The following is a 25,553-nucleotide window of genomic DNA, read 5'->3' as shown; positions in this document are numbered from 1 at the left end:
TTCAACGAGCCGGTTCGCGGTAGCCGACGGCCAGGTGGCCCAGGCCGTCGCGACCGATCTCGGCGTCCACTTCGAACACTTCACGCAACAACGGCGCCGTCAGCACCTCGGTGGCACTGCCCTGCGCCACCACGGCACCGCGGTGCAGCAGGACCAGCCGGTCGCAGTAGCGGGCGGCCTGCGCGAGGTCGTGCAGCGCCACCACGACGGTCTGCGGTGTGCCGCTGACGAGCTCCATCAGCTCCAGCTGGTGCCGCACGTCCAGGTGGTTGGTCGGCTCGTCCAGCAGCAACGCCCGCGTCTCCTGGGCGAGCGCGCGCGCCAGGTGCGTGCGCTGGCGTTCGCCACCGGAGAGCTGCTTCCACGGCCGATCTGCGAGGTCGGCCAGGTCGAGCCGGTCCAGCGCGGCCGCGACCACCTCCCGGTCGTGCGCGTCCGGTCCGCGCCAGCGCGACCGGTGCGCGGTGCGGCCGAGCATCACGACCTCGGCGACGCGCAGGTCGCTGTCGGTGTCGGCGGTCTGCTCGACGAAGGCCAGCCGCAGCGCGCGGTCGCGGGGACCCAGCGACGCCACGTCCGCACCGTCCCAGCGCACGGCTCCGGCGACCGGTGTGCGCAGGCCGGCCAGGCACCGCAGCAGCGACGACTTGCCGGACCCGTTGGGGCCGATCAGCCCCACCGTCTCACCGGGCTCGACGACCAGCTCGACGTCCCGCACGATCGCCTTGCCCGGCACGCCCCAGTCCAGGTGCTCCGCGGAGATCCTCACAGCTCTCCCCTCCTGCGCAGCACCAGCAGGAACAGCGGCACGCCCAGCAGCGCGGTGAACACGCCGACCGGCACCTCCAGCGGCGCGAACACCACGCGCGTCACCGCGTCGGTCCACACCAGGAACACCGCGCCGACCACCGCCGACAACGGCAGCAGCCGCCGGTGCAGCGGCCCGACCAGGAACCGCACGCCGTGCGGCACGATCAGCCCGACGAACCCGACCGCCCCGACGGCCGCCACGGCGACGGCGGTCAGCACCGACGTCGTCACCAGCAGCACGATCCGGGTGGTCCGCACGTCCACACCGAGCGAGGCGGCGGTGTCGGTGCCGAACGCGAACCCGTCCAGCGCCGCCGAGCACAACCACACGACCAGCAACCCCAGTGCGAGCACGACCGCGCACACGGCGACCGACGACCAGCGCGCCGACGCCAGCGACCCGAGCAGCCAGTGGGTCACCGCGCGGATGCTGTCGGCGTCACCGGAGGACAGCAGGATCAACGACGTCAGCGCCGCGAACAACTGCCCGACCACGACACCGGTGAGCACGACCCGCACCGAGTCCAACCCGGTGCGCCGCAACAGCAGCATCAGCACGGAGAACGCGACGAGCGCACCGATCAGCGCACCTCCCGTGACCCCGAGCCGCGACCCGCCGAACCCGAGCACCACCACGACGACGGCGCCGGTCGAGGCACCCGAGGACACCCCGAGCAGGTAGGGGTCGGCGAGCGAGTTGCGGGTGACGCTCTGCAGCGCGGCACCGCACACGGCGAGCGCGGCGCCCACCAGTGCGGCGAGCAGCACCCGCGGCACCCTCAGGTCCCAGATCAGCGAGTCCTGCAACCGGGACAGCGGCACGACCGGCACCCCGAGGCGCCCACCGACGGCCCTGCCGATCTCCGCCCAGCCCGTGCCTGCGCCGATGCGGACGGCGAGCACGAGCGAGAGGACGAGGAAAGCGAGGCACAGCACCGTGGTCAGCGTGCGCCTGACCGGTTCCGGTGGTGCGGGTGGTTCAGCGAGCACAGCGGTGTCAGCCACCCGCGACCTCGTCGAGGCCCTTGCTGAACGCGCGCAGCGCGTCGACCGTGCGCACCGACGGGTCCATCTCGATGCCGGGCAGCTCGATGACCCTGCCGCCCTTCAGCGCGTCCAGCTGCGCGACCGCCGGGTGCTCGCGCATCATTGCGAGCTTCTCGCTCGCCTTGTCACCGGGGTTGCCGCGTTCGGACAGGTCACCGACCACGATCACGTCGGGGTTGCGCCGCGCGATCTCCTCCCACGACACCTCCGGCCACTCCTGCGCGACGTCGTCGAACACGTTGACCGCGCCCGCGATCTTGCTCATCTGGCTCGGCATGCCGTCGCGGCCGGCCACGTACGGCACGTCCTTGAACACCGAGTAGATCCACACGACCTTGGGCGCCCTGGGTCGTTTCGCGCCCGCGGCCTGCACTTCGGCCACCGCGGCGCGTTGTTCGGCGGCAAGCGCGTTCGCCTTGTCGGCCACCCCGAGGAACTTGCCGAAGTTCTCGTAGTCGCGGAACAGCCGTTCGAACGGCGGCGTGGTGCCGTCCGGGCAGTTCACCGCGCTGACGTAGCTCGGCACGCCCAGCTCCGCGAGCTCGTCGCGGGTGCCGGCGCGGTCGGTGGTGAAGTGCTCCTCGAACGACGACACCACGACGTCCGGGTTCGCCGCGCGCAACGGTTCGGAGGTCAGCACCTTCGGTGAGAGCACCGGGATCTTCGCGTAGGCCTCGGCGAACCTGGGCGACACCTTGGTCTTGAGGTTGGCCGTGCCCGCCATGCGGTCGGCGACCCCCAGTGCCAGCAGGGTTTCCGTGGAGTTCTGGTCCAGCGTGACGACCCGCTGCGGCGTGCCGGTGAAGGTCAGCTGCTTGCCGCAGCTGTCGACCACGACCGACGACGTCGGCGCGGCCCCTCCTCCCGGTGCGGCGCAGCCGGCGACGAACGCCGCGGCGGTGAGCGCCAGGCCGAGCCGGGCGGCGTGTGACATCGGATCCTCCAGTGCGAGACGACAGCGGTGTCCGTTACTGTAACGACAACCATTTTCAACACAAGCCCCAATCCGGAAGGTCGGCCGCGTGGTTCACGACACACTGCCCCCACCCGCCCCCGTGCTCAGGAACGTGGCGTTCCTGCGGCTCTGGACGGCGACCACCGCGTCCGGCATCGCCACCTGGGCGTTGCCGTTCGTGCTCGGCCTGGCCGTGCTCGACCGCACCCTCACCGCGGTGGAGCTGGGTGTGCTGCTGGCCGCACGCACCGCCGGGTTCCTCGCCGCGGTGCCGATCAGCGGCGTGCTGGCCGACCGCTACGCCCGTCGCCGCGTGGTGCTCTGGTCGGGGCTCACGGCGGCCGTCGCGGCACCGGTGCTCGCGTTCTTCGTCGGGAGCCTCCCTGCCGCTCATGGCGGTTGCCGCGGTGGCGATGGGCGCGGGCCAGGGCGCGTGCCGCCCGGCGTTCCAGGCGCTGACCGCCGAGGTGGTGCACGAGGACCAGCGCCAGCGGGCCAACGCCGCGATGACGCTCTCGGTCCGCGTCACGACGCTCGTCGCACCCGGCCTCACCGCGTTGCTCGCGCTCGTCGCGACCACCGAGGCGCTGCTGCTCGGCATCGGCGCGCTGTGGCTGGTGGCGGCGCTGGTTCCGCCGCGCGGCAACGACTTCGCGGGCACGGCGGGCAGGCCGCGGTTCTTCGCCGAGTTCGCCGAGGGCGTGCGGGAGGCCCGCCGGCACCCCTGGTTCCTGGCCGGCCTGGGCGCGCTGACGGCCGTGATCGCCACCGGCTACTCCGCGACCGGCGTGGTGCTGCCGCTGGTCAGCCGCGACCGCTACGGCACGGAGGCCGTGCTCGCCGGCGCCCTCACCGCCTACACGCTCGGCGCGCTCGCCGGCGCCCTGCTGATCGCGCGCTGGCGGCCGAAGCACGCGGGCTGGACGGCGTTCGCGGGCCTGGCGCTGTACGGGTTCGCGCCGCTGAGCCTGCTGCTGCCGGTGCACCCGGCGGTCGTGCTCGCCGCCTACGCGGTGGCCGGTGTCGGCATCGAGCTGTTCAACGTGCCGTGGTTCACCGCCACCCAGCGCGAGGTCGAACCGTCCAAGCTCGCCCGCGTGTCCTCTTTGGACTTCCTGATGTCGTACGGCCTCGCGCCCGTCGGCCTGGCGCTGATCGCCCCCGCCATCGCGCACTTCGGTGCCACCGCGGTGCTCGCCGGGTGCGCCGTGGTCTGCTTCGCCGCTCCCGCGGTGGCCGCGCTGGTCCCGTCGGCGCGCGACTTCCGGGCCAGGTCGTGATCCCGGCCCGGCTGCCGGCCACCTCGCCCCAGGCCCGTGCCGCGCTGACCGGCACCGGCGCGGTGGTCCTCACCGGGCTGCCGGTCGAGCCCGGCTCGCTCGCGGTGGCGGCGGCGGTGTTGTTCGGCAGCGGGGTGCGCGAGCTGTACCCGCACCGCACGCACAGGTCCGTGGACGGCGGCCCGCTGCCGTTGCACGCCGACAGCTTCGACGTCGTCGTGGACGTCGGCGGCAGGCAGGTGCGGCGGCGGCACCCCGACGAGGACTTCGTGCTCCTGCAACTGGTCGAGCAGGCGCCGTCGGGCGGTGAGTCGTTCGTCGTCGACGCGCACGCGTTCACCGACTCGCTGCCGGCGGACCTGCGGGCGTTCCTCACCGACGTCGACGTCGACCTGTACGGGCGGTGGGCCGGCGTCCGCGGCCTGCCCGCCACACCGCGGGTCGCGCGGCACGTCGAGCACACGCGCACCGGGCGGCGCATCACCCGCCGCACCGACGGTGCCGCTCCCCTTCACCGCGACCCCCGGAGCGACCACGTCACGGCGATGCTGCGGCGCCTCGACGAGGAGGTGGCCCGCGTGCAGCCGGCGCTGCCGAGGTTCCGGCTCGACGAGGGCGACGTGCTGGTGCTCGACAACTACCGCTGCTGGCACGGCCGCGACGCGCACACCGGCACACGCACGGTGCACATCCAGACGATCCGCACGGACGACGCCGGCTGAGCGGGTCCACACACGACAAAGGGAGGAAGCGCGCTTCCTCCCACTTCAACATATAGCGCACAGGGGGCCTTGCCACAAGACCCCGTGCCTGCCCCACACTTCACCGCGCATTGCTTGGTGAACGGGGGAGCAACACATGTATGACGTGATCATCGTCGGCGGCGGGCCCACCGGCTTCATGCTGGCCGGGGAGCTGCGCCTGCACGGTGTGCGCGTGGTCGTGCTGGAACGGGAGCAGCAGCCGACGCCGGTGGTGCGGGCGCTCGGCCTGCACGTGCGCAGCATCGAGCTGATGGACCAGCGGGGGCTGCTGGAGAAGTTCCTGGAGCTGGGGACGAAGCACGAGGCGGGCGGATTCTTCGCCGGCATCCTCAAGCCGTGGCCCGCGGACATGGACACCGCGCACGGCTACATCCTCGGCATCCCGCAGCCGCTGACCGACCGGCTGCTCACCGAGCACGCCGTCGGGCTGGGCGCCGAGGTCCGGCGCGGCAGCGAGGTCGTGGGCCTGACGCAGGACGACGAGGGCGTGACGGCCGCGCTGGCCGACGGGAGCACGGTGCGCGGCCGTTACCTGGTGGGCTGCGATGGCGGCCGCAGCGCGGTCCGCAAGCTGCTCGGCATCGGCTTCCCCGGCGAACCCGCCCGGCTGGAGACGCTGCTGGGCGAGATGCAGGTGACGATGCCGCTCGACGAGCTGCACGGCGCGGGTGGCGGAGATCCGCAGGACCAACCCGTGGTTCGGCGTGGGCCCGATGGGCGACACGTTCCGCGTCGTCGTCTCGGCCGATGACGTCCGGCAGGACCGCACGCCGCCGACCCTGGACGACTTCCGGCGCCGCCTGGTCGCCGTCGCGGGCACGGACTTCGGCGTGCACTCGCCGCGCTGGACGTCCCGGTTCAGCGACGCGACCCGGCAGGCCGAGCGCTACCGGTCCGGCCGGGCGTTCCTGGCGGGCGACGCGGCCCACGTCCACCCGCCGGCCGGTGGCCAGGGCCTCAACCTCGGTGTGCAGGACGCGGTGAACCTCGGCTGGAAGCTCGCCGCGGCGGTCCGCGGCTGGGCGCCCGCCGACCTGCTCGACAGCTACCACGCCGAACGGCACCCGGTGGGCGCCGCCGTGCTGGACAACACCCGCGCGCAGGTGCAGCTGATGACACCGGAACCGGGTCCGCAGGCGGTGCGCAGGCTGCTCGGCGAGCTGATGGACCTGGAGGGCGTCACCCGCCACCTGATCGAGAAGATCACCGCGGTCGGCATCCGCTACGACTTCGGCAGCGACCACCCGCTGGTCGGGCGGCGGCTGAAGGACGTGCGGCTCAAGGACGGCCGCCTGTTCGAGCTGCAACGCACCGCCCGCGGCCTGCTGCTCGACCAGACCGGCAGGCTCTCGGCGCGGGGCTGGGCTGACCGGGTCGACCACGTGGTCGACGTGAGCGAGGAGCTGGACGTGCCCGCCGTGCTGCTGCGGCCGGACGGACACGTCGCGTGGGCCGGTGACGACCAGGACGACCTGGAGGAGGTGCTGCCCCGCTGGTTCGGCGCCTGAGCGCCTGAGCGCCTGAGCGCCGGTGCGGCGCCGGGAGACCACGACCCGCAGACGAGTGCGGCACAAGGGATTGACTCCCCCGGTACGGTTGCTGGCGGTGACCTGTTCAGGGGGAGGTTGCTTTTGCTGCGTATCCATTTCTCGGCAGGAGATCTGGAGCGGACGCAGGTCGCGGATCACGTCGATCCGTTGTGGGAGATGGTGTTCAGCTGGTTGCGGCTGACCGAGCGGGACAGCGGCCTGCTGTTCGAGCCGTGGTTGCGCGCGGTCCGGCGCGGCCCCGCGCGGGAGGCGGTCCGCGCCGGCGTGGGCGTGCTGTCCGTGCTGGCACCGCTGGGCCCCTACTTCCCGGACTTCCTCACACCGCCCGAGGGTGCGCACGGGCTGTCCAGCGCGCTCGCCGCGATCAGGTCGACTCCGCGCGCCCGCCTGCGCGCGGAGTTCTCGCTGCTGGCCGCGATCCGCCCGACTCCGGAGTGGACGCGTCCGCTCGTGGAGGGCGACGGCGCGGCACTGGAGGACCTCACCGGCACCCTCGCCCGCTACCACTGCGCCGTGATCGAGCCGTACACCGACCTGGTCGAGGACGCGGTGGAGACCGACCGCGTGCACCGCGCGGGCTTCGACGGTGTCGAGGGCCTGCTGCGCGGCATGTGGCCGTTGATGAACTGGCGCCCACCCGTGCTGGAGGTGCAGTACTCCTACGACCGCGACCTGCACCTCGGCGGCCGCGGCCTGCGGCTGGTGCCGTCGTACTTCTGCCGCCGCACACCGGTCGCGCTGGCCGACCCCGGTCTGCCGCCCACGCTCGTCTACCCGGTGCACCACGACTGGACGTGGCGCCGCCAGCTCTCCTCCGGCAGCCGGCCGGAGGGCGCGCTGGCCGCGTTGCTGGGCACCACCCGCTCGTCGGTGCTGGCGGCGGTGGGCACGGGGGCGACGACGACGGAGCTGGCGGCGCGGCTGGGGGCGTCGCCGTCCGCGGTCAGCCGGCACACGACCGTGCTGCGGGAGGCGGGTCTGCTCACGACGGTCCGGCGGGGACTGTCCGTGCTGCACCGGCGGACGGCGCTCGGGTCGGCGCTGCTGTGCGGGCACGACCACCGCTGAGCGGCGGCAGGGAGGTCGTGACGGCGGTGGGGGTCAGACCGGGTACGTGTGCGTCTCGGTCGCCTTCACCGCCGCCCACACCTCGTCCCCCGGCCGCAGCCGCAGCTCGGCGAGGGTCGCCGTCGTGATGTCGGCGAGCACCGACGGCGCCCCGTCCAGCCGCACCCGCGTGGTGTGGGCGTGCTGTTCGACGGCGGCCACGGTCACCGGCCACGTGTTGCGCGGGCTGCCGGTGGGCCGGTCGAGGTGCAGGCCCACGGCGGTGGGCGGGAACGCCACGTGCACCGCGCCGTGCGCGGGCGTGGCGACGACCAGGGTGCCGCCCTCGTCCAGCGCCACCGCGGTGCCGTCGGCGGTGCCGCGGTAGAGGTTGAGGCCGACGAGGTTCGCCACGTAGTCGGTGCGCGGGCGGCGGGCGACCTCCGCGGGCGGTCCCTCCTGGACGGCGCGGCCGTCCTCCAGGATCACCAGGCGGTCGGCCAGCACCATGGCGTCGAGCGGGTCGTGCGTGACGAGCAGGGTGTGACCGGTGAAGCCGGTGAGCACCCGGCCGAGCTCGGCACGCACCTGGAGGCGGGTGCTCGCGTCGAGGGCGGCCAGCGGTTCGTCGAGCAGGAGCAGGCTCGGGCCGGTGGCGAGGGCACGGGCCAGCGCCACCCGCTGGGCCTGGCCGCCGGACAACGCGCGCGGCTTCGCCCCGGCGTGGTCCGCGAGGCCGACGCGGTCGAGCCAGGTCGCGGCCACCGCACGGGCCTCGGCCCTGCGGGTGCCCCGTGCGCGCAGGCCGAACGCGACGTTCTCCAGCGCCGACATGTGCGCGAAGAGCAGGTAGTCCTGGAACATCACACCGATCGGGCGTTCCTCGGCCGGCAGGTACCGGCCGGGACCGTCCCAGACCGACTCCCCCACCGCGATCCGCCCGCCGGTCAGCGGCTGCAGCCCGGCCAGTGCGCGCAACGCGGTCGTCTTGCCCGCGCCGTTCGGGCCGAGCAGCGCCACCACCTCGCCGGGGGCGATGGTGAGGTCGAGGTCCAGGTCGAAGTGCGCGCGGGTGACCCGCAGAGAAGCGGTCAGGGTCATGACGGCCCGCTGATCCACCGGTCGCGCAGACCGGCCAGCACGCCCACGGACACCACCAGCAGCACCACGCTCAGCACGACAGCGGCGTCCGGGTCCGTCTCCAGGGCGAGGTAGACGGCCAGCGGCATGGTCGTGGTCTCGCCGGGGAAGTTGCCCGCGAACGTGATCGTGGCACCGAACTCGCCCAGCGCCCGCGCCCAGCACAGCACCGCGCCCGCGACCACACCGGGCAGCACCGACGGCAGGGTGACCCGCCGGAACGTGAGCCACCGCGACGCCCCGAGCGTGGCGGCGGCCTCCTCGAACCGCGGGTCGGCGGCCCGCAGCGCCCCCTCGACGGAGATCACGAGGAACGGCATCGCCACGAACGCCTCCGCGAGCACCACCCCGGCCGTCGTGAACGGCAGCGAGATCCCGAACCACGCGTCCAGGTGCTGCCCGACCAGCCCGCGCCGCCCCAGCACCAGCAGCAACGCCACACCGCCCACCACCGGCGGCAGCACCAGCGGCACGGTGACGAGCGCACGCAGGAACCCCCGCCCCGGCAGCCCCGAGCGCGCGAGCAGCCAGGCCAGCGGGATGCCGAGCACCAGGCACAGCGCGGTGGCCAGCGACGCGCAGACCAGGCTGAGCCGCAACGCCTCCCCGACCTCGGCGCTGAGCAGCCCCGGCAGCTCGGTCCACGGCGCCTTCACCAGCAACCCGGCCAGCGGCACCAGCAGGAACGCCAGCCCGAGCAGCGCGGGCAGCAGGAGGACGACCGGCAGCCGGTGACGCCTGGTCACGGCCCGTCGAACCCGGCGGCGCTCAGCGCGGACCGGCCCTTCTCCGACAGCACGAGCTCGACGAAGGCACGGGCAGCGGCGGCGTTGGGGGCCTTGGCGAGCGGCGCGATCGGGTAGTCGTTGACGGCCTGGTCGGCTTCGCTGAAAGCGATGCCCTCGACCCTGTCCCCCGCGGCCTGGGCGTCGGTCTTGTAGACCAGGGCCGCGTCGACCTCACCGAGCGAGACCTTGGTGAGCACCGCCTTGACGTCCTGCTCCAGCGTGTCCGGCTGCGGGGTCACCCCGGCGAGGCCGAAGACCTTCTTGGCGGCGGCACCGCACGGCACCTGCTCCGCGCACAGGGCGATCTTGCGGTCCCGGTCGGCGAAGTCGGCCAGCCCGGTGACCTTCCCCGGGTTGCCCTTGGGCACCACGATCCGCAACCTGTTCCTCGCGAACGTGCGCGGCGCCTCGGTGATCGCCCCGGTGTCGGCGACCTGCTGGAGGTTCGCGGGCGCGGCGCTGGCGAACACGTCGGCGGGCGCGCCGTTGGTGAGCTGCTGGGCGAGCGCCGAGCTGCCGCCGAAGTTGAACCTGACCCTCGTGCCGGGGTGGGCGGCCTCGAAGTCCCTGCCCAGCGCCGTGAACGTCTCGGTGAGTGACGCGGCGGCGAACACCGTGACGTCCCCGCCGATCCCCCCGGCCGCCGGCTCGGCGGACCCGCACCCCGCGAGCCCCAGTGCGATGAGTGCCACGAGCGGACGACGCACGGTCAGGCCTCCGGGATCTCGACGACGACGTGGGTGGACTTGATCGACGCGACCGCCACGCTCCCGGCCTCGAGGCCGAGCTCGTCCGCGGCCTCCCTGCTCATGAGCGACACGACCCGGAACGGCCCCGCCTGCATCTCGACCTGCGCCATCACACCGTCCTTGAGCACGCGCGTCACGATTCCCCGCATCCGGTTGCGCGCCGACGCCGCCACCGTCGTCCCCGCCTCGGTGCCCTCGGCCACCCGCTGCGCGAACGCCGCGAGCTCCTTGCCGTCGATCGCCTTGCGCCCGTTCTCGGCCACGGTGGCCGCGAGCCGCCCCTGGTCGACCCACCGGCGCACGGTGTCGTCGCTGACGCCCAGGAGGGCGGCGGCCTCGGTGATCCGCAGATTCGGCATGATGCGCATCCTATGTCCCGCGCCTGCGGACACAAGGGCCACGCGATTGCGGCTTCTGCGGAACACACCGCCGGGTGCTCGCCCGTCCGGCGCACCACCGCGCGTCCTGCCCCCGCCAGCCACCGCACCTGCTTGCCGGTGCACCCGCGTCCCGCAATCCCGCGCGCCCCAGCGCGCCCGCACCCCCGCACACCCCGCGTCTCGCTCAGCCCAGCGCGCCCGCACCCCCGCACACCCCCGGCGCACCCGCGTCCCGCAATCCCGCCCGCCCCAGCGCCCCCGCACCCCGCGTCCCGCTCAGCCCAGCCCGCCCCGCACCCCCGAACACCCCCAGCGCGCCCGCGTCCCGCTCCCAGGCGCACCCCTGGCACCCCGCGTCCCGCTCACCCCCCGCCCGTACCCTGATCCCATGATCACTTCCACGGCGCGGGCCAGGGTCGTGGCCCGGATCGCCGACCACCTCGCGAGCCGGGACCCCGGACACCCGCTGCGCGTCGCCGTCGACGGCGTCACCGCGGCCGGCAAGACCACCCTGGCCCGCGAGCTCACCGCCGCCGTCGCCGAGCGGGGCCGTCCCGCCGCCCACCTGTCCATGGACGGCTTCCACCACCCGCGCGCCCACCGCCACCGGCGGGGCCGCGACTCCGCGGACGGCTACTACGCCGACGCCTACGACTTCGCCGCGGTCGCCCGCGAGGTCCTCGGCCCGCTCGGTCCCGGTGGTGACCGCCGCTACCGCGAGCGCATCCTCGACCTGCGCGCCGACACCCCGGTCGACGAACCGCCGCTGACCGCCGCCGACGACCTCGTCCTCGTCGTGGACGGCAGCTTCCTGCAACGCGACCTGACCTGGGACGAGGTCGTCTTCGTCGACACGGCGTTCGAGGTCGCCAAGACCCGCGGCACCCGGCGGGACGCCGAACTGCTGGGCGGCGCGGCGGAGGCGGCGCACACGTTCGAGCACCGCTACCACGCCGCGAGCCGCCGGTACCTCGCCGAGGCAAACCCCGTCGGCAGGGCCACCGTCGTGGTCGGCAACGACGACGTCGCGCACCCCGTGCTGCGCCGCATCGGCGGCCCGGCCGGCGCCACCGCCCGGCTGTTCTCCTACGGCACCCTGCAGCTGGAGGCGGTGCAACGCGAACGCTTCGGCCGGGTGCTCGCGGGCGAACCGGACGTGCTGCCCGGCCACCGGCAGGACTGGGTCACGATCACCGACCCGGACGTGGTCGCGGTCAGCGGCACCGACCGGCACCCGATCGTCCGCCGCACCGGCGACCCCGCCGACACCACCAAGGGCACCGTACTGACCGTCACCGCCGAGGAGCTGGCCGCGGCGGACGTGTACGAGGTCGACGACTACCGGCGCGTGCTCGTGGCGCTCGGTTCCGGCCCCGCGTGGGCATACCTCGCCAAGACGGACTGAAGGAGGCGCTCGTGCGGATCGACCACCTGGTGTACGCGGTCCCGGACCTGGAGGCCGGGGTCGACGAGTTCGAGCGGCTCTTCGGCGTCCGCGCCGCCGGCGGCGGGCAGCACGTCGGCATGGGCACCCACAACCGGTTGCTCGCCCTCGGCCCGCACACCTACCTGGAGCTCATCGCCCCCGACCCGGCGCAACCCGAGCCGGCCCTGCCCCGGCCGTTCGGCGTGGACGGCATGACCGGGCCCGGTCTCGTCGGCTGGGCCCTCGCCACCGACGACATCGACGCGGCGCGGGACCACGCGGCGGCGAACGGCCACGACCCCGGACCCGTCATCGACGGCCAGCGGCGCACTCCGGAGGGCGGCCTGGTCACCTGGCGCCTCACCACGAACGCGCTGCGGGGCGGTGTGATCCCGTTCCTGATCAGCTGGGGCACCACCCCGTCCCCCGCGACCACCGCTCCGCAAGGCCTGGAGCTGCGGCACTTCCACGTCGAACACCCCGACGACATCACACCGCAGCTGCGCGCGCTGCAAGCCGACGTGGAGACGGCGAAGGGCCCGGAGCCCGCGCTGACAGCGCGGATCTCCGGGCCCGGGGGCACTCACACGTTGTCGACGTGGTCCACGCCGGAGCCGCGGTAGCCGTTCACCGCGGACGTCACCTGCGCGGGCGAGAGAACGCGGTCCTTCGCGAAGTACACCCAGTCGACCTCCTGCTGGTAGGCCCGCTCCGCACCGCTGCCGACCAGGCCGCCGGAGATGAACCACAGGTTGAAGTTGATCGACATCGGCGTCTCCGGGTAGTACCTGTCACCGTGGTCGGCGACCTGCGTGCCGTCGATGAAGTACTTCACCCGGCCGCCGCCGACCTGGATCACGAGGTCGTGCCAGCCCGCCCAGCTCTGCCGCTGCTCGGTGTGGACGTTGTCGGCCACCCACGGCTCGTTCTGGTAGGTCTCCCAGGTCGTCTCGTACATGATGTTGGCCGGTTCGCCCCAGCCGCCGTTGGGCAGGTACTCGAAGTCGAGCTCGCCGTAGTTCGGGTCCATCGGCGCGTTCAGCGGCGTGATGGTGAAGAACGTCTGCACCACGTGGTCGCCGTCCGGGCCGAACACGGGGGCGTCGGAGAACTTCACGCGCGCGGCGTAGGTGCCCTCGAAGAACTTGCGCTGGTGGAACACCTCGGTCTGCGCGGCGGCCGAGCCGTTGTTCCACGAGTCCAGGCGCATGACCTTCTGGCCGCCCACGGTCGGGAACGTCACCCGCGACGGGTCCCAGGTGGCACCGGGCACGCCGGGGCCGCCACCGCCGGAGCGCACGGTCCAGCCGCGCTGGGCGATGCGGCTGTCGCCGGAGCTCGAGTAGTTGAAGTCGTCGAAGAGCGCGGGACCGCTGCCGGGGTTGGACGGCGTGGTGGTCGTCGTGCTCGTCGTCGGGCCGGTGCCGCCGGGCGGGGTGCCCCACAGCAGGGTGCCGCCGCGGTGCACGGTCACCCGGTTCCACGCCGAGTAGGTCGAGTCGGCGCGGTAGGAGTAGTCGTCGCTCTGGACGATCCGGCTCCAGTTGCTGCGGTAGAACCGCAGTTGCAGGTCACCGGTGTCGGTGCCGGGGCTCAGCGTGCCGGCGCCCGCGGTGAAGCCGACCTCCAGGTAGCGGTCGGCGGGGCCGCCGGACAGGGTGCCGAACTGGCCGGTGACGTTGCCGCAGCCGCGCACGGCCCACGAGCAGGCGAACCGGTAGCCGACGTCCGGGGTGTCGGACTGGAAGTAGTAGCGGACCTTCACCTCGGACAGCGGAACGGTGGTGGTGCCGGTGTTGACGACCTTCAGCCACGGTTCGACCTGGTCGACGGACGCGGCGGCGGCGCTGGTGCGGTGGTGCGCGGTGAGGGCGTCGGCGGCGAACGCCGACGGCGCGGTCGCGAGGCCCGCGACCGTCAGCGCGGCTGCGGTGAGTGCGGTCAGGGTGCGTTTCTTCACGAGTCTCTCCTGGGTACGGCAGGGGTGGACCGGGAGACGAGCTCCTCTCTGGTCTGGAGTGGACGGAGGCCCAGCTCGGCGAGCCGGGCGTTGTGCGGCCGCATGCGGGTCACGAAGCCCTCCCACGACGGTGTGGCGGCCCAGAGCGTGTCGGCGAGGGCGGCCAGGCGGGGGAAGGCCTGGTGTTCCAGGTGGTGGCGGGTGCGGACGTGCTCGGTCCAGAGCTGGCACTGGGCGCCGAGCACGCCCTCGGGCAGCGGCACGTGGTAGACGTCCTGCGCGGTCACCACGAAACCGGGCTGGCCCGGTGGTTCGCCGGGCGAGTCGGACTGCGGGTAGTCCAGGTAGGTCGAGGTGTGCGGCGCCATCACGACGTCCTGGCCGCGCCGCAGCGCCGACACGGCCTGGTCGGCGTCGCGCCACGGCATCACGACCGACCGCGGGTCGCCGGTCGGTTCCCACGCGACCGGTGTGCGGCCGTTGTCCAGCAGGAACTCCACAGCCTGGCGCAGGAACCAGCCCCGTTCCTCCTCCGGCAGCGGGCACTCGTCACCGCCGATGTGGACGTGCTGACCGGGGAAGATGTCAACGACCTCGGCGAGCACGTCCCGGCAGAACCGCACCGCGTCCCGGTTGAACGCCGAGTCGCTGATGCCCCAGCCGGTCCAGACCGGCAGGTTCCGCCCGTCACCCAGCTCGGGGTAGGCGGCGATGGCGGCACGGGCGTGACCGGGCATCTCGACCTCCGGCACGATCCGCACCCCGCGGTCGGCCGCGTGCGCCACCAGCCCCTCCAGCTCGGCGCGCGTGTAGCTGCCGCCGTGCGGGACGCCGTCGCCGTTCGTCTCCGGCCGCCACCCGCCGACCTCGGTCAGCCGCGGGTAGCCGGGCACCGGCAGCCGCCAGCCCTGGTCGTCGGTCAGGTGCAGGTGCAGGACGTTCAGCTTGTGCACGGCCATCAGGTCGACGAACCGGCGCAGCACGTGCACCGGCTGGAAGTGCCGTGCGACGTCGAGCATCAGCCCGCGCCACGGCAGCCGCGGCACGTCCCGCACGTCCACACCCGGCAGCACCCAGTCCACATCGGACACCCGCGTGGACCGGTAGACCTGCGGTGGCAGCAGCTGCCGGATCGTCTGGACGCCGTGCCCCAGGCCGGCGGTCGTGCCGGCGCGCAGCAGGACGCCGTGCTCGTTGACGGTCAGCGCGTAGCCTTCTGCACCGAGCCCGACGAGCCGTTCGTCCAGCGCCACGACGATCCGCCCGTCGGCGGTCGAGGGCAGCGGCAGCCCGGTGGCCGGTCGCAGCACCGCGCGCAGCAGCCGCGCGGCGCCCTCCGCACCGGGGGCGGGCCTGATCCCGGTCTCCGCGGTGAGCGTGAACCCCTTGCCCCTGGCGACCACGCGCATGGGCTGTGGCACGAGCACTGGTGTCATCCCTTCACCGCTCCCCCGACGATGCCGGTCGTGACCCGGCCCTGCAGCACGACGAAGATCAGCAGCACCGGCAGCATGAACAGCGTCGAGGCGGCCATCGTGGCGCCCCAGTCGGTGCCGAAGGTGTTCTGGAACGACGACAGCCACACCGGCAGCGTGCGGTCGTCCTGGTCCTTGATGATCAGCACGTTGGCGAACGCGAACTCGTTCCACGCCGTGATGAACCCGAACAGCGAGGTCGCCAGCAACCCCGGTGCGAGCAGCGGGAACACCACCCGCCGGAACGCCTGCCCGCGCGAGCAGCCGTCGACCAGCGCCGCCTCCTCCAGGTCCGGCGGGATGGCCGCGAGGAACCCGCGCAGCGTGACGATCGTGAACGGCAGCGTGATCATGAAGTAGACCAGCGTGAGCATCCAGAGCGTGTCGAGCATGCCGGTGTCGCGGGCGATCACGTAGATCGGGATCAGCAACGCCTCCCACGGCGTCATCTGCGCGATGAACACCATCAGAACGAACGCCCGCCGCCCCCGCCACCGCAGCCGCGCCACGGCGTAGGCCGCGAGCAGGGCCACCAGCAGCGCCAGCAGCACCGCGCCGCCCGCCACGAGCAGGCTGTTGCGCCAGAACGAGGAGAAGCCCTGCGCCGAGACCGCGGTGCCGAAGTGCTCGAACGTGACCGACACCGGCAGGAACGTCGGTGTCGCGCTCTGGATGTCCCGCGTCGGCTTGATCGCGGTCAGCACCATCCAGTACACCGGGAACACCGCCACGGCGAACACGACGAGCGCCGCGACCGTCCTGAGCACCCGCCCGGTCATGCTTCCCGCTCCTGCCGGTAGAGCACGCGGAAGTACGCGAGCAGCGCGATCACCAGCAGCAGCACCATGAGCATCGACACCGCGGCGCCGAGGTCGTAGCGCTGCAACGACTGCGCGACCTGGAAGGCGTACACCGGCAGCGTCGTCGTCGACTGGCCGGGCCCGCCCTGGCTGACCACCCAGATCTGCACGAACGCCTTGGCCACCCAGATCACCTCCAGGCACGTGACCAGGCCGAACATCGCCCTCAGCAGCGGGAAGGTGATCGTGGTGAACACCCGCCACGCGCCGGCGCCGTCGATCCGCGCCGACTCGTACAGTTCAGTCGGCACTGTGACCATCGCGGCGTACAACGACAAGGCGGCGAACGGCACGGACTGCCAGACGACCAGGCCGACGAGGATGCCGAACGTGGCCTCGCCGTCGGCGAACCACGTGTAGTCGCGGTACTGCTCGAACCCGAGCGCGACGAGCAGCCAGTTGACCACGCCCAGCCGGGACTGGAAGAGCCACTGGAACACCGTGGTGGCCGCGATGACCGGCGTGGCCCAGGTGAGCACCAGCCCGCCCATCACCAGCAGCCGCAACCACCTCCCCAGCCGCATCAGCAGCAACGCGACCAGCGTGGACAGCACCATGATCAGCACGACGTTGACCGCGGTGAACCACAGCGTCCTGCGCACCACGGCCCAGAACTCCGGGTCGGCCAGCACCTCGGCGTAGTTGGCGAACCCGACGAACTGCGCGTCACCGCGCACCAGCTCGGGCAGCCCGAACCGCTGGAACGAGATGACCACGTTGCGCACCAACGGGTACACCAGCAGGTACGCGGTGGTGAGCACGGTCGGCGCGATCAGCAGGTACGGCAGCACCACGCGCTTGCGGCGCTTCGGGGAGGGTGGAGCGGCCGCTGTCACCGGCCGTTCCGCCACGAGCGTCGCCACTACTTGCCCGAGTTGAGGGCTTGGGTGATCACCGCGTCGGCCCGCGCCGCGGCGGTGGCCGGGTCGGTGCCGGTCAGCACGGCGGTCTGGAACTCCTTGATCGGGTTGCGCGCCTCGACGGCGGCCCAGTTCGGTGAGTTCGGGGTGGCGTGCCCGTTGGCCGCGCCCTTGGCCATGGCGGTCGTGCCGGGGTCGTCACCGATCTTCGTGGCGAGCGACCTGCGGTTCGGCACGTAGTTCATCGTCTTGGCGAGCTCGACCTGCCACTGCTCGCCCGCGAGCGCCTTGACGACCTCGTAGGCACCGCTCTGCCGGCTCGACGCGAGCGGGATGATCAGGTCGGAACCGCCGGTGAACACCGCGCCCGGCCGGTCGGCGGTCTTGCCGGGGACCGGGAAGAAGCCGAGCTGGCCGGCGAGCGCCGGGTTGGCCTTGGCGACGAGCTTCGCCGAGCCGGGCGCCGCGATGTACTGGGCGACCTTGCCGGTGGCGACGACGTCGGTCTGCTGCGGCTTGGCTTCGTCGGAGTCCCTGGGACCGTCGCCGAGTGCTTGGAGCTGCTTGTAGAAGTCCATGCCCGCCAACGCCTGCGGGGTGTTGAGCGCACCCTTCCAGCTGCCGCCCGACTCCTGCGCGAGGTCGCCGCCCTCGTCCCAGACGAAGCCGGCGAGGGTGTACCAGTTCTGGCCGGGCAGGTAGATGCCCTGCTGGTCGCCCTGGTCGAGCTTGCGCGTGGTCTCCAGCCACTCCGCGCGGGTCGTGGGCGGCGTGACGTTCGCGGCGGCGAAGAGGTCCTTGCGGTAGATCACCACCCGGTTGGCCGCGTAGAACGGGACGCCGAACTGCTTGCCGTCCACCGCGCCGGGTTCGGCGAGACCCGGGACCCAGTCGTCACCGCCCAGCTCGGCCTTCTTGTCGCTCAGGTCGGTGACGCCCTTGCTGGCCACGTACTGCGCGACCTGGGTGTTGCCGACCTCGATCACGTCGGGCGGGTCGGTGCTGGCCAGCGCGCTGGTCACCTTCTGCGTGATGCCGTTCCACTCCTGGATCTGGACCTTGACGTCGAACCCGGTGTGCTCGCGTTCGAACTCGGTCTCGAACCGCTGCACGAACTCGTCGGTCGCGGTGTCCTTCATCAGCCAGACGGTGATCTCCTCCCTGCCCCCACCTCCCCCGCCGGAGGTTCCGCAGGCGGACAGCGCGAGAGCCAGCACGAGCAGGGCGGCAGAGCGACGCGGCACGGCTCACCTCTCCGGAGTGATGTGACCAATTGGTCAGGTCCGATGGGTGAGGTAGAAAGTGGCATAGACCACTTCGCACGTCAATAGCCTGGTTAGACGCGTGAGAGCGCTCTCGATCTTCGACGGACCAGGTACTTACCAGTGGTATGCAATACTGGCCGCCCAGCCAGCGGAGGTGCCATGGGAGAGCCGATCCTCAAGCGCGAGCGGGTCCGCGACCACCTGCTGGAGCTGATCGAGACGCACCCGACCGGCGCCCCGATCCCGGCCGAACGCGTGCTGTGCCAGCAGCTCTCGGTGTCGCGGCCGACGGTCCGCAGCGCCGTCGAGGAGCTCGTCAACCTCGGCCTGCTGGTCCGCCAGCACGGCCGCGGCACGTTCGTGGCCCGCGCCAAGATCACCCAGGAGCTGGTGTCCGACTCGCACGCCATGACCGCGCCCGCCGCCTCCGGCACGTGGTCGAGCCGCGTGCTGGAGCACGCCAAGATCCCCGCCGGCGCCCGCGTCGGCCGCCGGCTGCACGTCTCCCCGGCCGCCGAGATCCACTACATCGCCCGGCTGCGGCTGGTCGACGGCGAGCCCATGGCGATCGAGCACCTGCACGTGCCGGTCGCGGTCGCACCGGGCCTGACGTTGCACGACATGGAGTCCGGTGACTTCTACGAACGGCTGCGCGAGCACGACGTGCACGTGACCGAGGCCGTGCAGTCGATCGAGCCGACCGTCACGAACGACACCGAGGCCGCGCTGCTGGCCGTGCCGGTGCTGGCGCCCGCGCTGCTGTTCGAACGCCTGACGACGGACGCCCAGAGCCGCAACGTCGAGTACGTGCACTCGATCTACCGGGGCGACCGGTACCGGATCGTGTCGCGCCTGACGTTCTGAGCCCTCCGGGAGGGTGCTGTCGCGGTCTCAGACCGGCTTGCGCCACACGGAGATGTGCTTCGCGGAGTCCTGGGTGAACGGGGTCCCGTCCCAGTCCGCGACTCGGCGTTCCAGCTCGAGGCCGGCGATCCGGGCCATCAGGTCGAGCTCCGCCGGCCAGGCGTACCGGTGCCGGGAGCTGCCGCGGCGGTAGCGGCCGTCGTCGCCGTCGCGGGTGAGGTGGTGCGAGACGAGGACCTGCTCGACCAGGTCGAAGGTGTCGAAGCCGAGGTGCTGCTCGGAGACGTCGAACGGCACCGCGACCTGACCGGGCGGCAGGAAGCGCAGCGGCGGCACCCCCAGCTCGATGACGAACCGGCCGCCGGGCCCCAGGTGCCGTGCGGCGTTGCGGAAGCACTCGACCTGCTCGTCCTGGGTGAGCAGGTTCGTGATGGTGTTGTAGACCAGGTAGACCAGGCTGAACTCACCGGGGACGACGGTGGTGGCCATGTCCCCGATGACCACCGGGAGCACGTCCTCGTCGACCTTGCGCCGCAGCACCGCCGCCATGTGCTCGGACAGTTCGATGCCCACCACCGGCACGCCGCGTTCCCGCAGCGGAACGCCCACCCGCCCGGTGCCGATGGCGAACTCCAGTGCCCGGCCGTCCCCGGCGAGGCCGGCGAGGAAGGCGAGCGCCGGCCCTAGGACGGCAGCCGAGAACGCTTCGGTCTCCTCGGCGTCGTAGCGGTCGGCGGTGGCCCGGCTCCACAGTTCGCTGCTCGTCACGGGCAACCACTCTGCCGAGCACCGTGGGCGCTGTCGACGCATTTACGCCGGTGCTCAGGGGTTCTTGTCGGCCGGGATCTTGTCCAGCTCTTCGAAGACGCTCACGAACGCGTCCGGTCCGACCTGCAGCCACCCCTTGTACGGGTGCGACATGCCGACGCACACCGCGCACACCGCGGCGAGGACGCCCGCGGTGATCGCGATCTGCACGACGTGCCGTGCCCGCGCCGTGAAACCCATGAGCAGCGGGAACACGATCATGGCGACGGCACCGACCAGGGTGGCGGCGAGCATGATCTGTCCGGTCGTGCTCAGGCCCTGGGCGGCGTCGACCCGTTCGCGGCGCTGGTCGCGGATGTCGCGGACGCGTTCGACCATCCTGTCCCTGGCGCTCTTCACCTGCTCCGGCGTCGCGGGGAGGCTGACGACCTCCAGGTGCAGCGCGTCGAGCACGCGGTCGGTGCGCTCGTCGGTGGCTCCCTCGGCCAGCCGCGGCCACTCGTTGTCCACAACGGACTTGGCGTAGTCGCGCAGCAGCGTGCGGACGCGGTCGCGCTGCGGCTGCGGGAGAACCGCAGTCTGCCAGTAGGAGTCGGCGATGGCGGCGGCCTCCGCGGACGAGGTGTCCTCGACCGACGAGGCGTCCTCCCACACGATCACCGTGTAGAAGGCGAGCGCGACGATGAAGAGCCCGCTCAGCACCGCGCCGAGGAAGCCGCGCGAGTCGGCGTCGCGGTCGTCGGCCTGCTCGTGGTCCCTCGACCGTCCGACCAGGACGGTCACGACCACGGTGACCACCACCGCCACGCCGGTGATGGCGAGGATCATCAGCATGCGGCCGGGTCCTTCGCTGTCGGGAGTGCGGTGTCCATCATGGGCACAGTCCGGTGGCGGCCCGCCAGGACGGGGCCCGCGAATCACGCTTTGCGGTGGTGGTTGCGACCCGGTCGAGTGGTGGGAGCCGGTTTGGGTGCCTTCCGGGGTCAACCGTCCGGGTGACGGCACGCGGTTGTCCACCCGAACCAGGGAACCGAGGCCGTTCAGTCCTCTACGGACGGTGAGGTTCGCGGTGCTCGCGTTCCCGGCGGATGTGCCATCCTGGCCCGCGCCCGTCCGGTGAGGAGTGGTCGCGTGCGCGTTGTCGTCGTCCTGTCCGCAATCGGGGTGTTCCTCGCCCTGTTCACGCCGGCGCCGCCCTCCAGAGCGGCGGAGACCTGGCACACGCAGTTCGACGCGGCGGTCTACGGCGACATGGCGGTCGTCGGCAACGCGGTGGTGACGTGCCCGACGCCCGAGCAGGCGGGGCCGCACCCCAGGTACCCGCCGCAGGCCTGCGTGGACGCGCAGCGCCGGGTCGGCCAGGGCCGCGGCGCCCTCAACAACAACCACCGGATGGTGTGGGCCGACGTCGACGCCGACCCGGCCACGTTCAACTCCTCGCGTGCCCGCGTGACGATCCCGGACGGCGCCGAGGTCGCCTACGCCAAGCTCGGCTGGGCGGGCAACGCCCGCTGCCTGAACGGCGAGGCGCCGCCCGGTGACCCGCGCACCCAGCCGGTCACCCTGGTGGTGAACGGGACCTCGGGCGTGGTCGACCGGTTCACCGCGGTGGTCGACGACCCCGGCTCGATCGGGCACACCGACAACCGGTTCTACAGCGCGGAGGCCGACGTGACGGCCCGCTTCGCCGCCGTCCACGGCAGCGCCGAGATCACCGCCGGCAACATCTGGACACCGCAGGGCCCCGACTGCTTCGGCGGCTGGTCGGTGACGGTCGTGTGGCGCTTCGCCACCGCTGTCCCCGCGGCTCCGGCGCAGCGCCGGGTCGTGGTGCACGGCGGTCACGTCCGCCTCACCACCGCCGTGAACACCATCCGCACCCAGGTCTCCCCCACCCGCGCGGCCGGCGGCGTGACCCGGTTCGGCGTCGTCGGCTACGAGGGCGACTGGGGCACCGGCGGCGACCGCCTGCTGATCAACGGCTCCGCGCTGGGCGACCGCGACAACTTCTTCGTCTCGGCGGCGGACGGCGCGGTGGCACCGGCCGCGCTGAACAACATGAGCGTCGACGCGCGCACCCTGTCCGTGTCGAGCGAGCAGCTCCCACCGGGTGCGCGCACCGCCGAGCTGACCCTCGCCCGCGACGAGGACGCGTTCCTGGTGCAGAGCCTGGCGTGGTCGTTCCCGCTGCCGGTCCTGACCGTGACCGTCACCCCCGGCGCGCTGGCCGCGTACCCCGGCGGCGAGGTCAGCCGGACCGCCGTGGTGACCAACGCCGGTGACGCGCCCGCCGCGGCGGTCGTGGTGTGCGGTCAGGACGCGGGAGAGCTGGCACCGCACGCCTCGGTGTCGCGGACCTGCGTGTCGCAGGCCGGGCAGGACGACTTCACCGCGGTCACCGACGTGTCCGGCCGGTCGCTCGCCGGCGACCCGCTGACCGCCCGCGCCACGACACCGGTGGACGTGCTGCACCCGGCGCTGAAGGCGTCGGCCACGGCATCACCCTCGACGGTGTTGCCCGGTGGGCAGCTGACGCTCACGACCGTCGTCACCAACACCGGTGACGCGGTGCTGTCCAGCGTCTCGGCACGGGCCTCCGCGGACTGCGGCACGGTCCCGCGGCTCGACCCCGGCGCTTCGTCCACCGTGGAGTGCACGGTCGTCGCGGGCGAGGAGAGCGGCAGCGCGGTGGTGACCGTGACGGCCGCGGACCAGCTGGGCGGCACGGTCCGCACCGAGGCGTCGGCGAAGTACACCGTGGTCTACCCGAGGCTGACCATCACCGCCGTCTGGTCCACCGACAGCGCACGCGAGGGCGAACTGGTGACGATCACCGTGACCGTCGGCAACCCGTCGGCGATGCCCATCACCGACGTGCGCGTCACCGGCGAACCGGTGTCCTGTCGCCGGAACATCCCCGTCCTCGCCCCCGGCGAACGCCTCACCTACACCTGCGTCGCCGCCGCACCGCTGAACACCCGGCTGCTCGTGTCCAGCGCCGCCACCGGGACGGCGATCAGCGCCTCGGCGGACGTGCGGGTCGCCTCCCTGTCCGAGCCCGTGCCGGCGCCGGTGGTCCAGCCGCCTGCGGTCCAGCCACCCGCGCCCCAGCCGCCGGTGGCCCAGCCGGCGCCCGCCGAGCCGGTCCCGGCCGCGCCGGAGCCGGTCGCGGACGTGCAGCCGATGCCGAAACCGGTGGTCGGCGGGGTGGCGGCGATCATCAGCGCGGTGGTGATGGCGATGGTGGCGAGCGTGCTGTCCGGGATCAGGCGCTGAGGTCCGCCGGCGCCGCCGTGCCGGTTGGACGTCAGCCCGGGTCGAGGACCCGTTTGAGGAACCGCCGCGTCCGCTCCTCCCGCGGGTCGCCGATGACCTGCGCGCTGGGCCCGTGCTCCACGATCAGCCCGCCGTCGAGGAACAGCACCTGGTCCGCGACGTGCTCGGCGAACCGGATCTCGTGCGTGACGACCACCAGCGTCCAGCCCTGCGCGGCCAGGTCCTTGATGACCGCGAGCACCTCCCCCACCAGCTCGGGGTCCAGTGCCGAGGTCGGTTCGTCGAACAGCACGACCCGCGGCTTGAGCGCCAGGGCCCGCGCGATGCCGACGCGTTGCTGCTGACCACCGGAGAGCTGGGACGGGTAGGCGTCCGCGCGGTCAGCGAGGCCGACCTGGTCCAGGAGCCGGCGAGCGTCGGCCACGGCCTCCTCGCGCGGGCGGCGCTGCGCGACGACGGGCCCCTCGATGATGTTCTCGAGGACCGTGCGGTGCGGGAACAGGTTGTGCGACTGGAACACCATGCCGCTCTGCGCGCGCAGCCGCTCCTTCTGCGCACGGCCGGCCTTACCCGCGGGCAGGGCGGCGAAGTCGACCTCCACGTCGTCGATGCCGACGACGCCGCGTTCCGGGGTCTCCAGCGCGTTGAGCGAACGCAGGACCGTCGTCTTGCCGGAGCCGGACGGTCCGATGAGCACGGTCGCGGTGCCCTGCTCCGCGGTGAGGTCGACGCCGCGCAGCACCTGGTTGTCGCCGAAGGACTTCTCCAGGCCGTGCACTCGGATGCGGGGCTCGGTCATGCGATCACGTACCTGCTCAGTCGGGTTTCGAGACGTTTCTGGGCACCGGACAGGGCCACGCACACCACCCAGTAGTAGAGGCCGGCGAACGAGTACAGCACCAGGAACTCGTTGCTCTCCGCCGCGGCCAGCTGCGACTCGCGGAACAGCTCCGTCAACAGCACCACGGACCCCAGCGACGTGTCCTTCAGCAGCGACAGCAACGTGTTCGACAGCGGCGGCACCGCGGTCCGCGCCGCCTGCGGCAGGACGATGCGCCGCAACGTCTGCGGGTAGTCCAGCCCGATCGTCTGCGCCGCCTCGAACTGCCCCTTGGGCACCGCCAGGATCGCCGACCTGATCACCTCGGCCGCGTAGCCGGCGACGTTCAGGCTGAACGCGATCACCGCCGCGGTGAACGGCGGGAACTTCAGCCCCACCTGCGGCAGCCCGTAGAACACGATGAACAGCTGCAGCAGCAACGGCGTCCCGCGGATGACCGAGATGAACGCCCGCGCCAGCCCGCTCAGCACCCGGTAGCCGGAGATCCGGGCGAGCGCGACGAGCAGGGCGAGCGCGAGGCCGATCGCGAAGCTCAGCGCCGTCAACGGCACCGTGACCTTCACCAGCCCCACGAACATCGGCCACGCCGTGCTCCGGACGACCTCCCAGGTGCTGCGCGGCCCGCGGTTCTGGCTGAGGTCGGCCTCGCCGCCGTCGGGCACGGACACGTTGGCCCTGAAGTACTTCTGCGAGATCGTGCCGAGCGTGCCGTCGGCCTTCAACGCCTGGACCGCCTGGTTCGCCTGCGCCCTGAGCTGCTCGTCGGCCTTGCGGAAGGCGAGCACCTGCTCGCTGCCCGCGTCCCCGGCGTCGCCGGCGATCTCGATGTCACTGGACCCGGTCGACGCCAGGTAGTCGAGCACCGCGATGTTGTCGTTGACGATCGCGTCGACCCGCCCCTGCACGAGCAGCGCGGCGGCCTGCGCGAACCCCTCGACGGCCTCGACGTTCGCCCCGGCGTCCTTGGCGACCTTCGCCCAGTTGCTGGTGCTCGACTGCGCGGTCGTCCTGCCCTTGACGTCCGCGAGCGACTTGATCCGGTCGTCGCCCTTGCGGCGCACGACCACCCCGCGCGAGTACGTGTAGGTGTCGGACAACCCGTACCTGGCGTCCCGCTCGGCGTTGCGCGACACCTGGTTGGCGATGACGTCGATGCGGCCGGCGTCGAGCGCGGGGAAGATCGCGTCCCACTGCGTCTCCACGAACTCGACCCGCCACCCGGCCTTCGCCGCGACCGCCTCGACGACCTCGATGTCGTAGCCGGTGAGCTCCTGCGAGCCCGGGTCGTGGAAGGAGAACGGCGGATACGTCCCCTCGGTACCGACGCGGACCACGGTCTGCTCCTGGCTCGCGCTCGCCGGCGCGGCCCCGGTCGCCACCAGCAGGAGGAACAGCACCGCGCCCTTGAGCACGTGTCGCATGCACGGAGCGTAGAGGCCAATCGGGTG

The 25,553-nt window shown here is 72.6% G+C and carries 22 protein-coding genes and 2 pseudogenes; 8 read left to right on the top strand and 16 right to left on the bottom strand.

Annotated features, from left to right (window positions below; translation table 11 throughout):
* Position 1: 1 nt before the first annotated feature.
* Genes ACVDFE_RS22535 through ACVDFE_RS22525 form a run of 3 tightly spaced genes read right to left on the bottom strand, consistent with a single transcriptional unit; the run spans position 2 to position 2,791 of the window.
* Complete coding sequence (locus ACVDFE_RS22535) at positions 2 to 769, bottom strand: ABC transporter ATP-binding protein (protein WP_458431731.1); 768 nt, start codon at positions 767 to 769, stop codon at positions 2 to 4.
* Positions 766 to 1,815, bottom strand: a complete 1,050-nt coding sequence (locus ACVDFE_RS22530; RefSeq protein WP_360389638.1) for a FecCD family ABC transporter permease — start codon at positions 1,813 to 1,815, stop codon at positions 766 to 768. Before ACVDFE_RS22530 ends, ACVDFE_RS22535 begins: the two co-directional genes overlap by 4 nt.
* A complete protein-coding gene (locus ACVDFE_RS22525) occupies positions 1,808 to 2,791 on the bottom strand; it encodes an ABC transporter substrate-binding protein (RefSeq protein WP_360389641.1) in 984 nt (327 codons plus the stop codon). The genes ACVDFE_RS22530 and ACVDFE_RS22525 overlap by 8 nt, the downstream gene beginning before the upstream one ends.
* Before the next feature lie 121 nt (positions 2,792 to 2,912).
* Here ACVDFE_RS22525 and ACVDFE_RS22520 point away from each other — a divergent pair.
* From ACVDFE_RS22520 to ACVDFE_RS22505, 4 genes and pseudogenes are all read left to right on the top strand, one after another.
* Positions 2,913 to 4,092: pseudogene (locus tag ACVDFE_RS22520) on the top strand (MFS transporter).
* On the top strand, positions 4,089 to 4,814 hold the full coding sequence (locus ACVDFE_RS22515) for a TauD/TfdA family dioxygenase (RefSeq protein WP_458431730.1): 726 nt from the start codon (positions 4,089 to 4,091) through the stop codon (positions 4,812 to 4,814). The pseudogene ACVDFE_RS22520 and the gene ACVDFE_RS22515 overlap by 4 nt, the downstream one beginning before the upstream one ends.
* Before the next feature lie 136 nt (positions 4,815 to 4,950).
* A pseudogene (rox, locus tag ACVDFE_RS22510) lies at positions 4,951 to 6,364 on the top strand (rifampin monooxygenase).
* Between the two features lie 198 nt (positions 6,365 to 6,562).
* Positions 6,563 to 7,474 carry an ArsR/SmtB family transcription factor gene (locus tag ACVDFE_RS22505; RefSeq protein WP_458431729.1) on the top strand — a complete coding sequence of 304 codons (912 nt, stop codon included), beginning with the start codon at positions 6,563 to 6,565 and terminating at the stop codon, positions 7,472 to 7,474.
* A gap of 33 nt (positions 7,475 to 7,507) precedes the next feature.
* Here the strand turns inward: ACVDFE_RS22505 and ACVDFE_RS22500 are convergent, their stop codons facing one another.
* Genes ACVDFE_RS22500 through ACVDFE_RS22485 form a run of 4 tightly spaced genes read right to left on the bottom strand, consistent with a single transcriptional unit; the run spans position 7,508 to position 10,489 of the window.
* The gene (locus ACVDFE_RS22500) at positions 7,508 to 8,554 is read right to left on the bottom strand and encodes an ABC transporter ATP-binding protein (RefSeq protein WP_458431728.1); all 1,047 of its coding nucleotides are present in this window, start codon (positions 8,552 to 8,554) and stop codon (positions 7,508 to 7,510) included.
* Positions 8,551 to 9,339 (bottom strand): molybdate ABC transporter permease subunit, encoded by a 789-nt coding sequence (modB, locus tag ACVDFE_RS22495; RefSeq protein WP_360389656.1) that lies wholly within the window; start codon positions 9,337 to 9,339, stop codon positions 8,551 to 8,553. Before modB ends, ACVDFE_RS22500 begins: the two co-directional genes overlap by 4 nt.
* Positions 9,336 to 10,073 (bottom strand): molybdate ABC transporter substrate-binding protein, encoded by a 738-nt coding sequence (gene modA, locus ACVDFE_RS22490; RefSeq protein WP_458431727.1) that lies wholly within the window; start codon positions 10,071 to 10,073, stop codon positions 9,336 to 9,338. The genes modB and modA overlap by 4 nt, the downstream gene beginning before the upstream one ends.
* Before the next feature lie 17 nt (positions 10,074 to 10,090).
* The gene (locus tag ACVDFE_RS22485; protein ID WP_360389658.1) at positions 10,091 to 10,489 is read right to left on the bottom strand and encodes a TOBE domain-containing protein; all 399 of its coding nucleotides are present in this window, start codon (positions 10,487 to 10,489) and stop codon (positions 10,091 to 10,093) included.
* Positions 10,490 to 10,898: 409 nt separating this feature from the next.
* Between ACVDFE_RS22485 and ACVDFE_RS22480 the strand changes: the two genes are divergently transcribed.
* Positions 10,899 to 11,915: a gamma-glutamylcyclotransferase gene (locus ACVDFE_RS22480; RefSeq protein WP_458431726.1), complete on the top strand. Its 1,017-nt coding sequence runs from the start codon at positions 10,899 to 10,901 to the stop codon at positions 11,913 to 11,915.
* A gap of 11 nt (positions 11,916 to 11,926) precedes the next feature.
* Entirely contained in the window at positions 11,927 to 12,559 is a 633-nt protein-coding gene (locus ACVDFE_RS22475) for a VOC family protein (protein ID WP_360389662.1), read from the top strand.
* Here the strand turns inward: ACVDFE_RS22475 and ACVDFE_RS22470 are convergent.
* Genes ACVDFE_RS22470 through ACVDFE_RS22450 form a run of 5 tightly spaced genes read right to left on the bottom strand, consistent with a single transcriptional unit; the run spans position 12,520 to position 18,335 of the window.
* On the bottom strand, positions 12,520 to 13,896 hold the full coding sequence (locus ACVDFE_RS22470; RefSeq protein WP_458431725.1) for a cellulose binding domain-containing protein: 1,377 nt from the start codon (positions 13,894 to 13,896) through the stop codon (positions 12,520 to 12,522). The genes ACVDFE_RS22475 and ACVDFE_RS22470 overlap by 40 nt on opposite strands.
* Positions 13,893 to 15,332 carry a beta-N-acetylhexosaminidase gene (locus ACVDFE_RS22465; RefSeq protein ID WP_458431724.1) on the bottom strand — a complete coding sequence of 480 codons (1,440 nt, stop codon included), beginning with the start codon at positions 15,330 to 15,332 and terminating at the stop codon, positions 13,893 to 13,895. The genes ACVDFE_RS22470 and ACVDFE_RS22465 overlap by 4 nt, the downstream gene beginning before the upstream one ends.
* The gene (locus ACVDFE_RS22460; protein WP_360389670.1) at positions 15,329 to 16,150 is read right to left on the bottom strand and encodes a carbohydrate ABC transporter permease; all 822 of its coding nucleotides are present in this window, start codon (positions 16,148 to 16,150) and stop codon (positions 15,329 to 15,331) included. The genes ACVDFE_RS22465 and ACVDFE_RS22460 overlap by 4 nt, the downstream gene beginning before the upstream one ends.
* Positions 16,147 to 17,067, bottom strand: coding sequence for a carbohydrate ABC transporter permease (locus ACVDFE_RS22455; protein ID WP_458431723.1), 921 nt, complete (start codon positions 17,065 to 17,067; stop codon positions 16,147 to 16,149). The genes ACVDFE_RS22460 and ACVDFE_RS22455 overlap by 4 nt, the downstream gene beginning before the upstream one ends.
* Before the next feature lie 26 nt (positions 17,068 to 17,093).
* Positions 17,094 to 18,335 (bottom strand): extracellular solute-binding protein, encoded by a 1,242-nt coding sequence (locus tag ACVDFE_RS22450; RefSeq protein ID WP_458431722.1) that lies wholly within the window; start codon positions 18,333 to 18,335, stop codon positions 17,094 to 17,096.
* Positions 18,336 to 18,515: 180 nt separating this feature from the next.
* Here ACVDFE_RS22450 and ACVDFE_RS22445 point away from each other — a divergent pair, with 180 nt between their 5' ends.
* The gene (locus ACVDFE_RS22445; RefSeq protein ID WP_360389679.1) at positions 18,516 to 19,220 is read left to right on the top strand and encodes a GntR family transcriptional regulator; all 705 of its coding nucleotides are present in this window, start codon (positions 18,516 to 18,518) and stop codon (positions 19,218 to 19,220) included.
* 27 nt (positions 19,221 to 19,247) lie between these two features.
* On the opposite strand, the gene ACVDFE_RS22440 is transcribed toward ACVDFE_RS22445, so the two are convergent.
* Both ACVDFE_RS22440 and ACVDFE_RS22435 read right to left on the bottom strand, forming a co-directional pair.
* Positions 19,248 to 19,988, bottom strand: a complete 741-nt coding sequence (locus ACVDFE_RS22440) for a class I SAM-dependent DNA methyltransferase (RefSeq protein WP_458431721.1) — start codon at positions 19,986 to 19,988, stop codon at positions 19,248 to 19,250.
* 54 nt (positions 19,989 to 20,042) lie between these two features.
* Positions 20,043 to 20,822: a bestrophin-like domain gene (locus ACVDFE_RS22435; RefSeq protein WP_458431720.1), complete on the bottom strand. Its 780-nt coding sequence runs from the start codon at positions 20,820 to 20,822 to the stop codon at positions 20,043 to 20,045.
* Between the two features lie 297 nt (positions 20,823 to 21,119).
* Here ACVDFE_RS22435 and ACVDFE_RS22430 point away from each other — a divergent pair, with 297 nt between their 5' ends.
* Entirely contained in the window at positions 21,120 to 23,264 is a 2,145-nt protein-coding gene (locus ACVDFE_RS22430; RefSeq protein ID WP_458431719.1) for a hypothetical protein, read from the top strand.
* Between the two features lie 31 nt (positions 23,265 to 23,295).
* Here the strand turns inward: ACVDFE_RS22430 and ACVDFE_RS22425 are convergent, their stop codons facing one another.
* On the bottom strand, positions 23,296 to 24,063 hold the full coding sequence (locus ACVDFE_RS22425; protein ID WP_458431718.1) for an amino acid ABC transporter ATP-binding protein: 768 nt from the start codon (positions 24,061 to 24,063) through the stop codon (positions 23,296 to 23,298).
* Positions 24,060 to 25,526 (bottom strand): ABC transporter substrate-binding protein/permease, encoded by a 1,467-nt coding sequence (locus ACVDFE_RS22420; RefSeq protein ID WP_458431717.1) that lies wholly within the window; start codon positions 25,524 to 25,526, stop codon positions 24,060 to 24,062. The genes ACVDFE_RS22425 and ACVDFE_RS22420 overlap by 4 nt, the downstream gene beginning before the upstream one ends.
* Positions 25,527 to 25,553 lie beyond the last annotated feature (27 nt).

This window comes from Lentzea chajnantorensis, assembly GCF_054300775.1.
This window is presented reverse-complemented; position numbering and strand designations above follow the sequence as displayed.

Coding starts and splice junctions, on each gene's coding strand:
- ACVDFE_RS22525 (WP_360389641.1), bottom strand. CDS start 2,791: ATGTCACACGCCGCCCGGCTCGGCCTGGCGCTCACCGCCGCGGCGTTC.
- ACVDFE_RS22420 (WP_458431717.1), bottom strand. CDS start 25,526: ATGCGACACGTGCTCAAGGGCGCGGTGCTGTTCCTCCTGCTGGTGGCG.
- ACVDFE_RS22445 (WP_360389679.1), top strand. CDS start 18,516: ATGGGAGAGCCGATCCTCAAGCGCGAGCGGGTCCGCGACCACCTGCTG.
- ACVDFE_RS22500 (WP_458431728.1), bottom strand. CDS start 8,554: ATGACCCTGACCGCTTCTCTGCGGGTCACCCGCGCGCACTTCGACCTG.
- ACVDFE_RS22425 (WP_458431718.1), bottom strand. CDS start 24,063: ATGACCGAGCCCCGCATCCGAGTGCACGGCCTGGAGAAGTCCTTCGGC.
- ACVDFE_RS22505 (WP_458431729.1), top strand. CDS start 6,563: ATGGTGTTCAGCTGGTTGCGGCTGACCGAGCGGGACAGCGGCCTGCTG.
- ACVDFE_RS22460 (WP_360389670.1), bottom strand. CDS start 16,150: ATGACCGGGCGGGTGCTCAGGACGGTCGCGGCGCTCGTCGTGTTCGCC.
- ACVDFE_RS22435 (WP_458431720.1), bottom strand. CDS start 20,822: ATGCTGATGATCCTCGCCATCACCGGCGTGGCGGTGGTGGTCACCGTG.
- ACVDFE_RS22480 (WP_458431726.1), top strand. CDS start 10,899: ATGATCACTTCCACGGCGCGGGCCAGGGTCGTGGCCCGGATCGCCGAC.
- ACVDFE_RS22465 (WP_458431724.1), bottom strand. CDS start 15,332: ATGACACCAGTGCTCGTGCCACAGCCCATGCGCGTGGTCGCCAGGGGC.
- ACVDFE_RS22485 (WP_360389658.1), bottom strand. CDS start 10,489: ATGCCGAATCTGCGGATCACCGAGGCCGCCGCCCTCCTGGGCGTCAGC.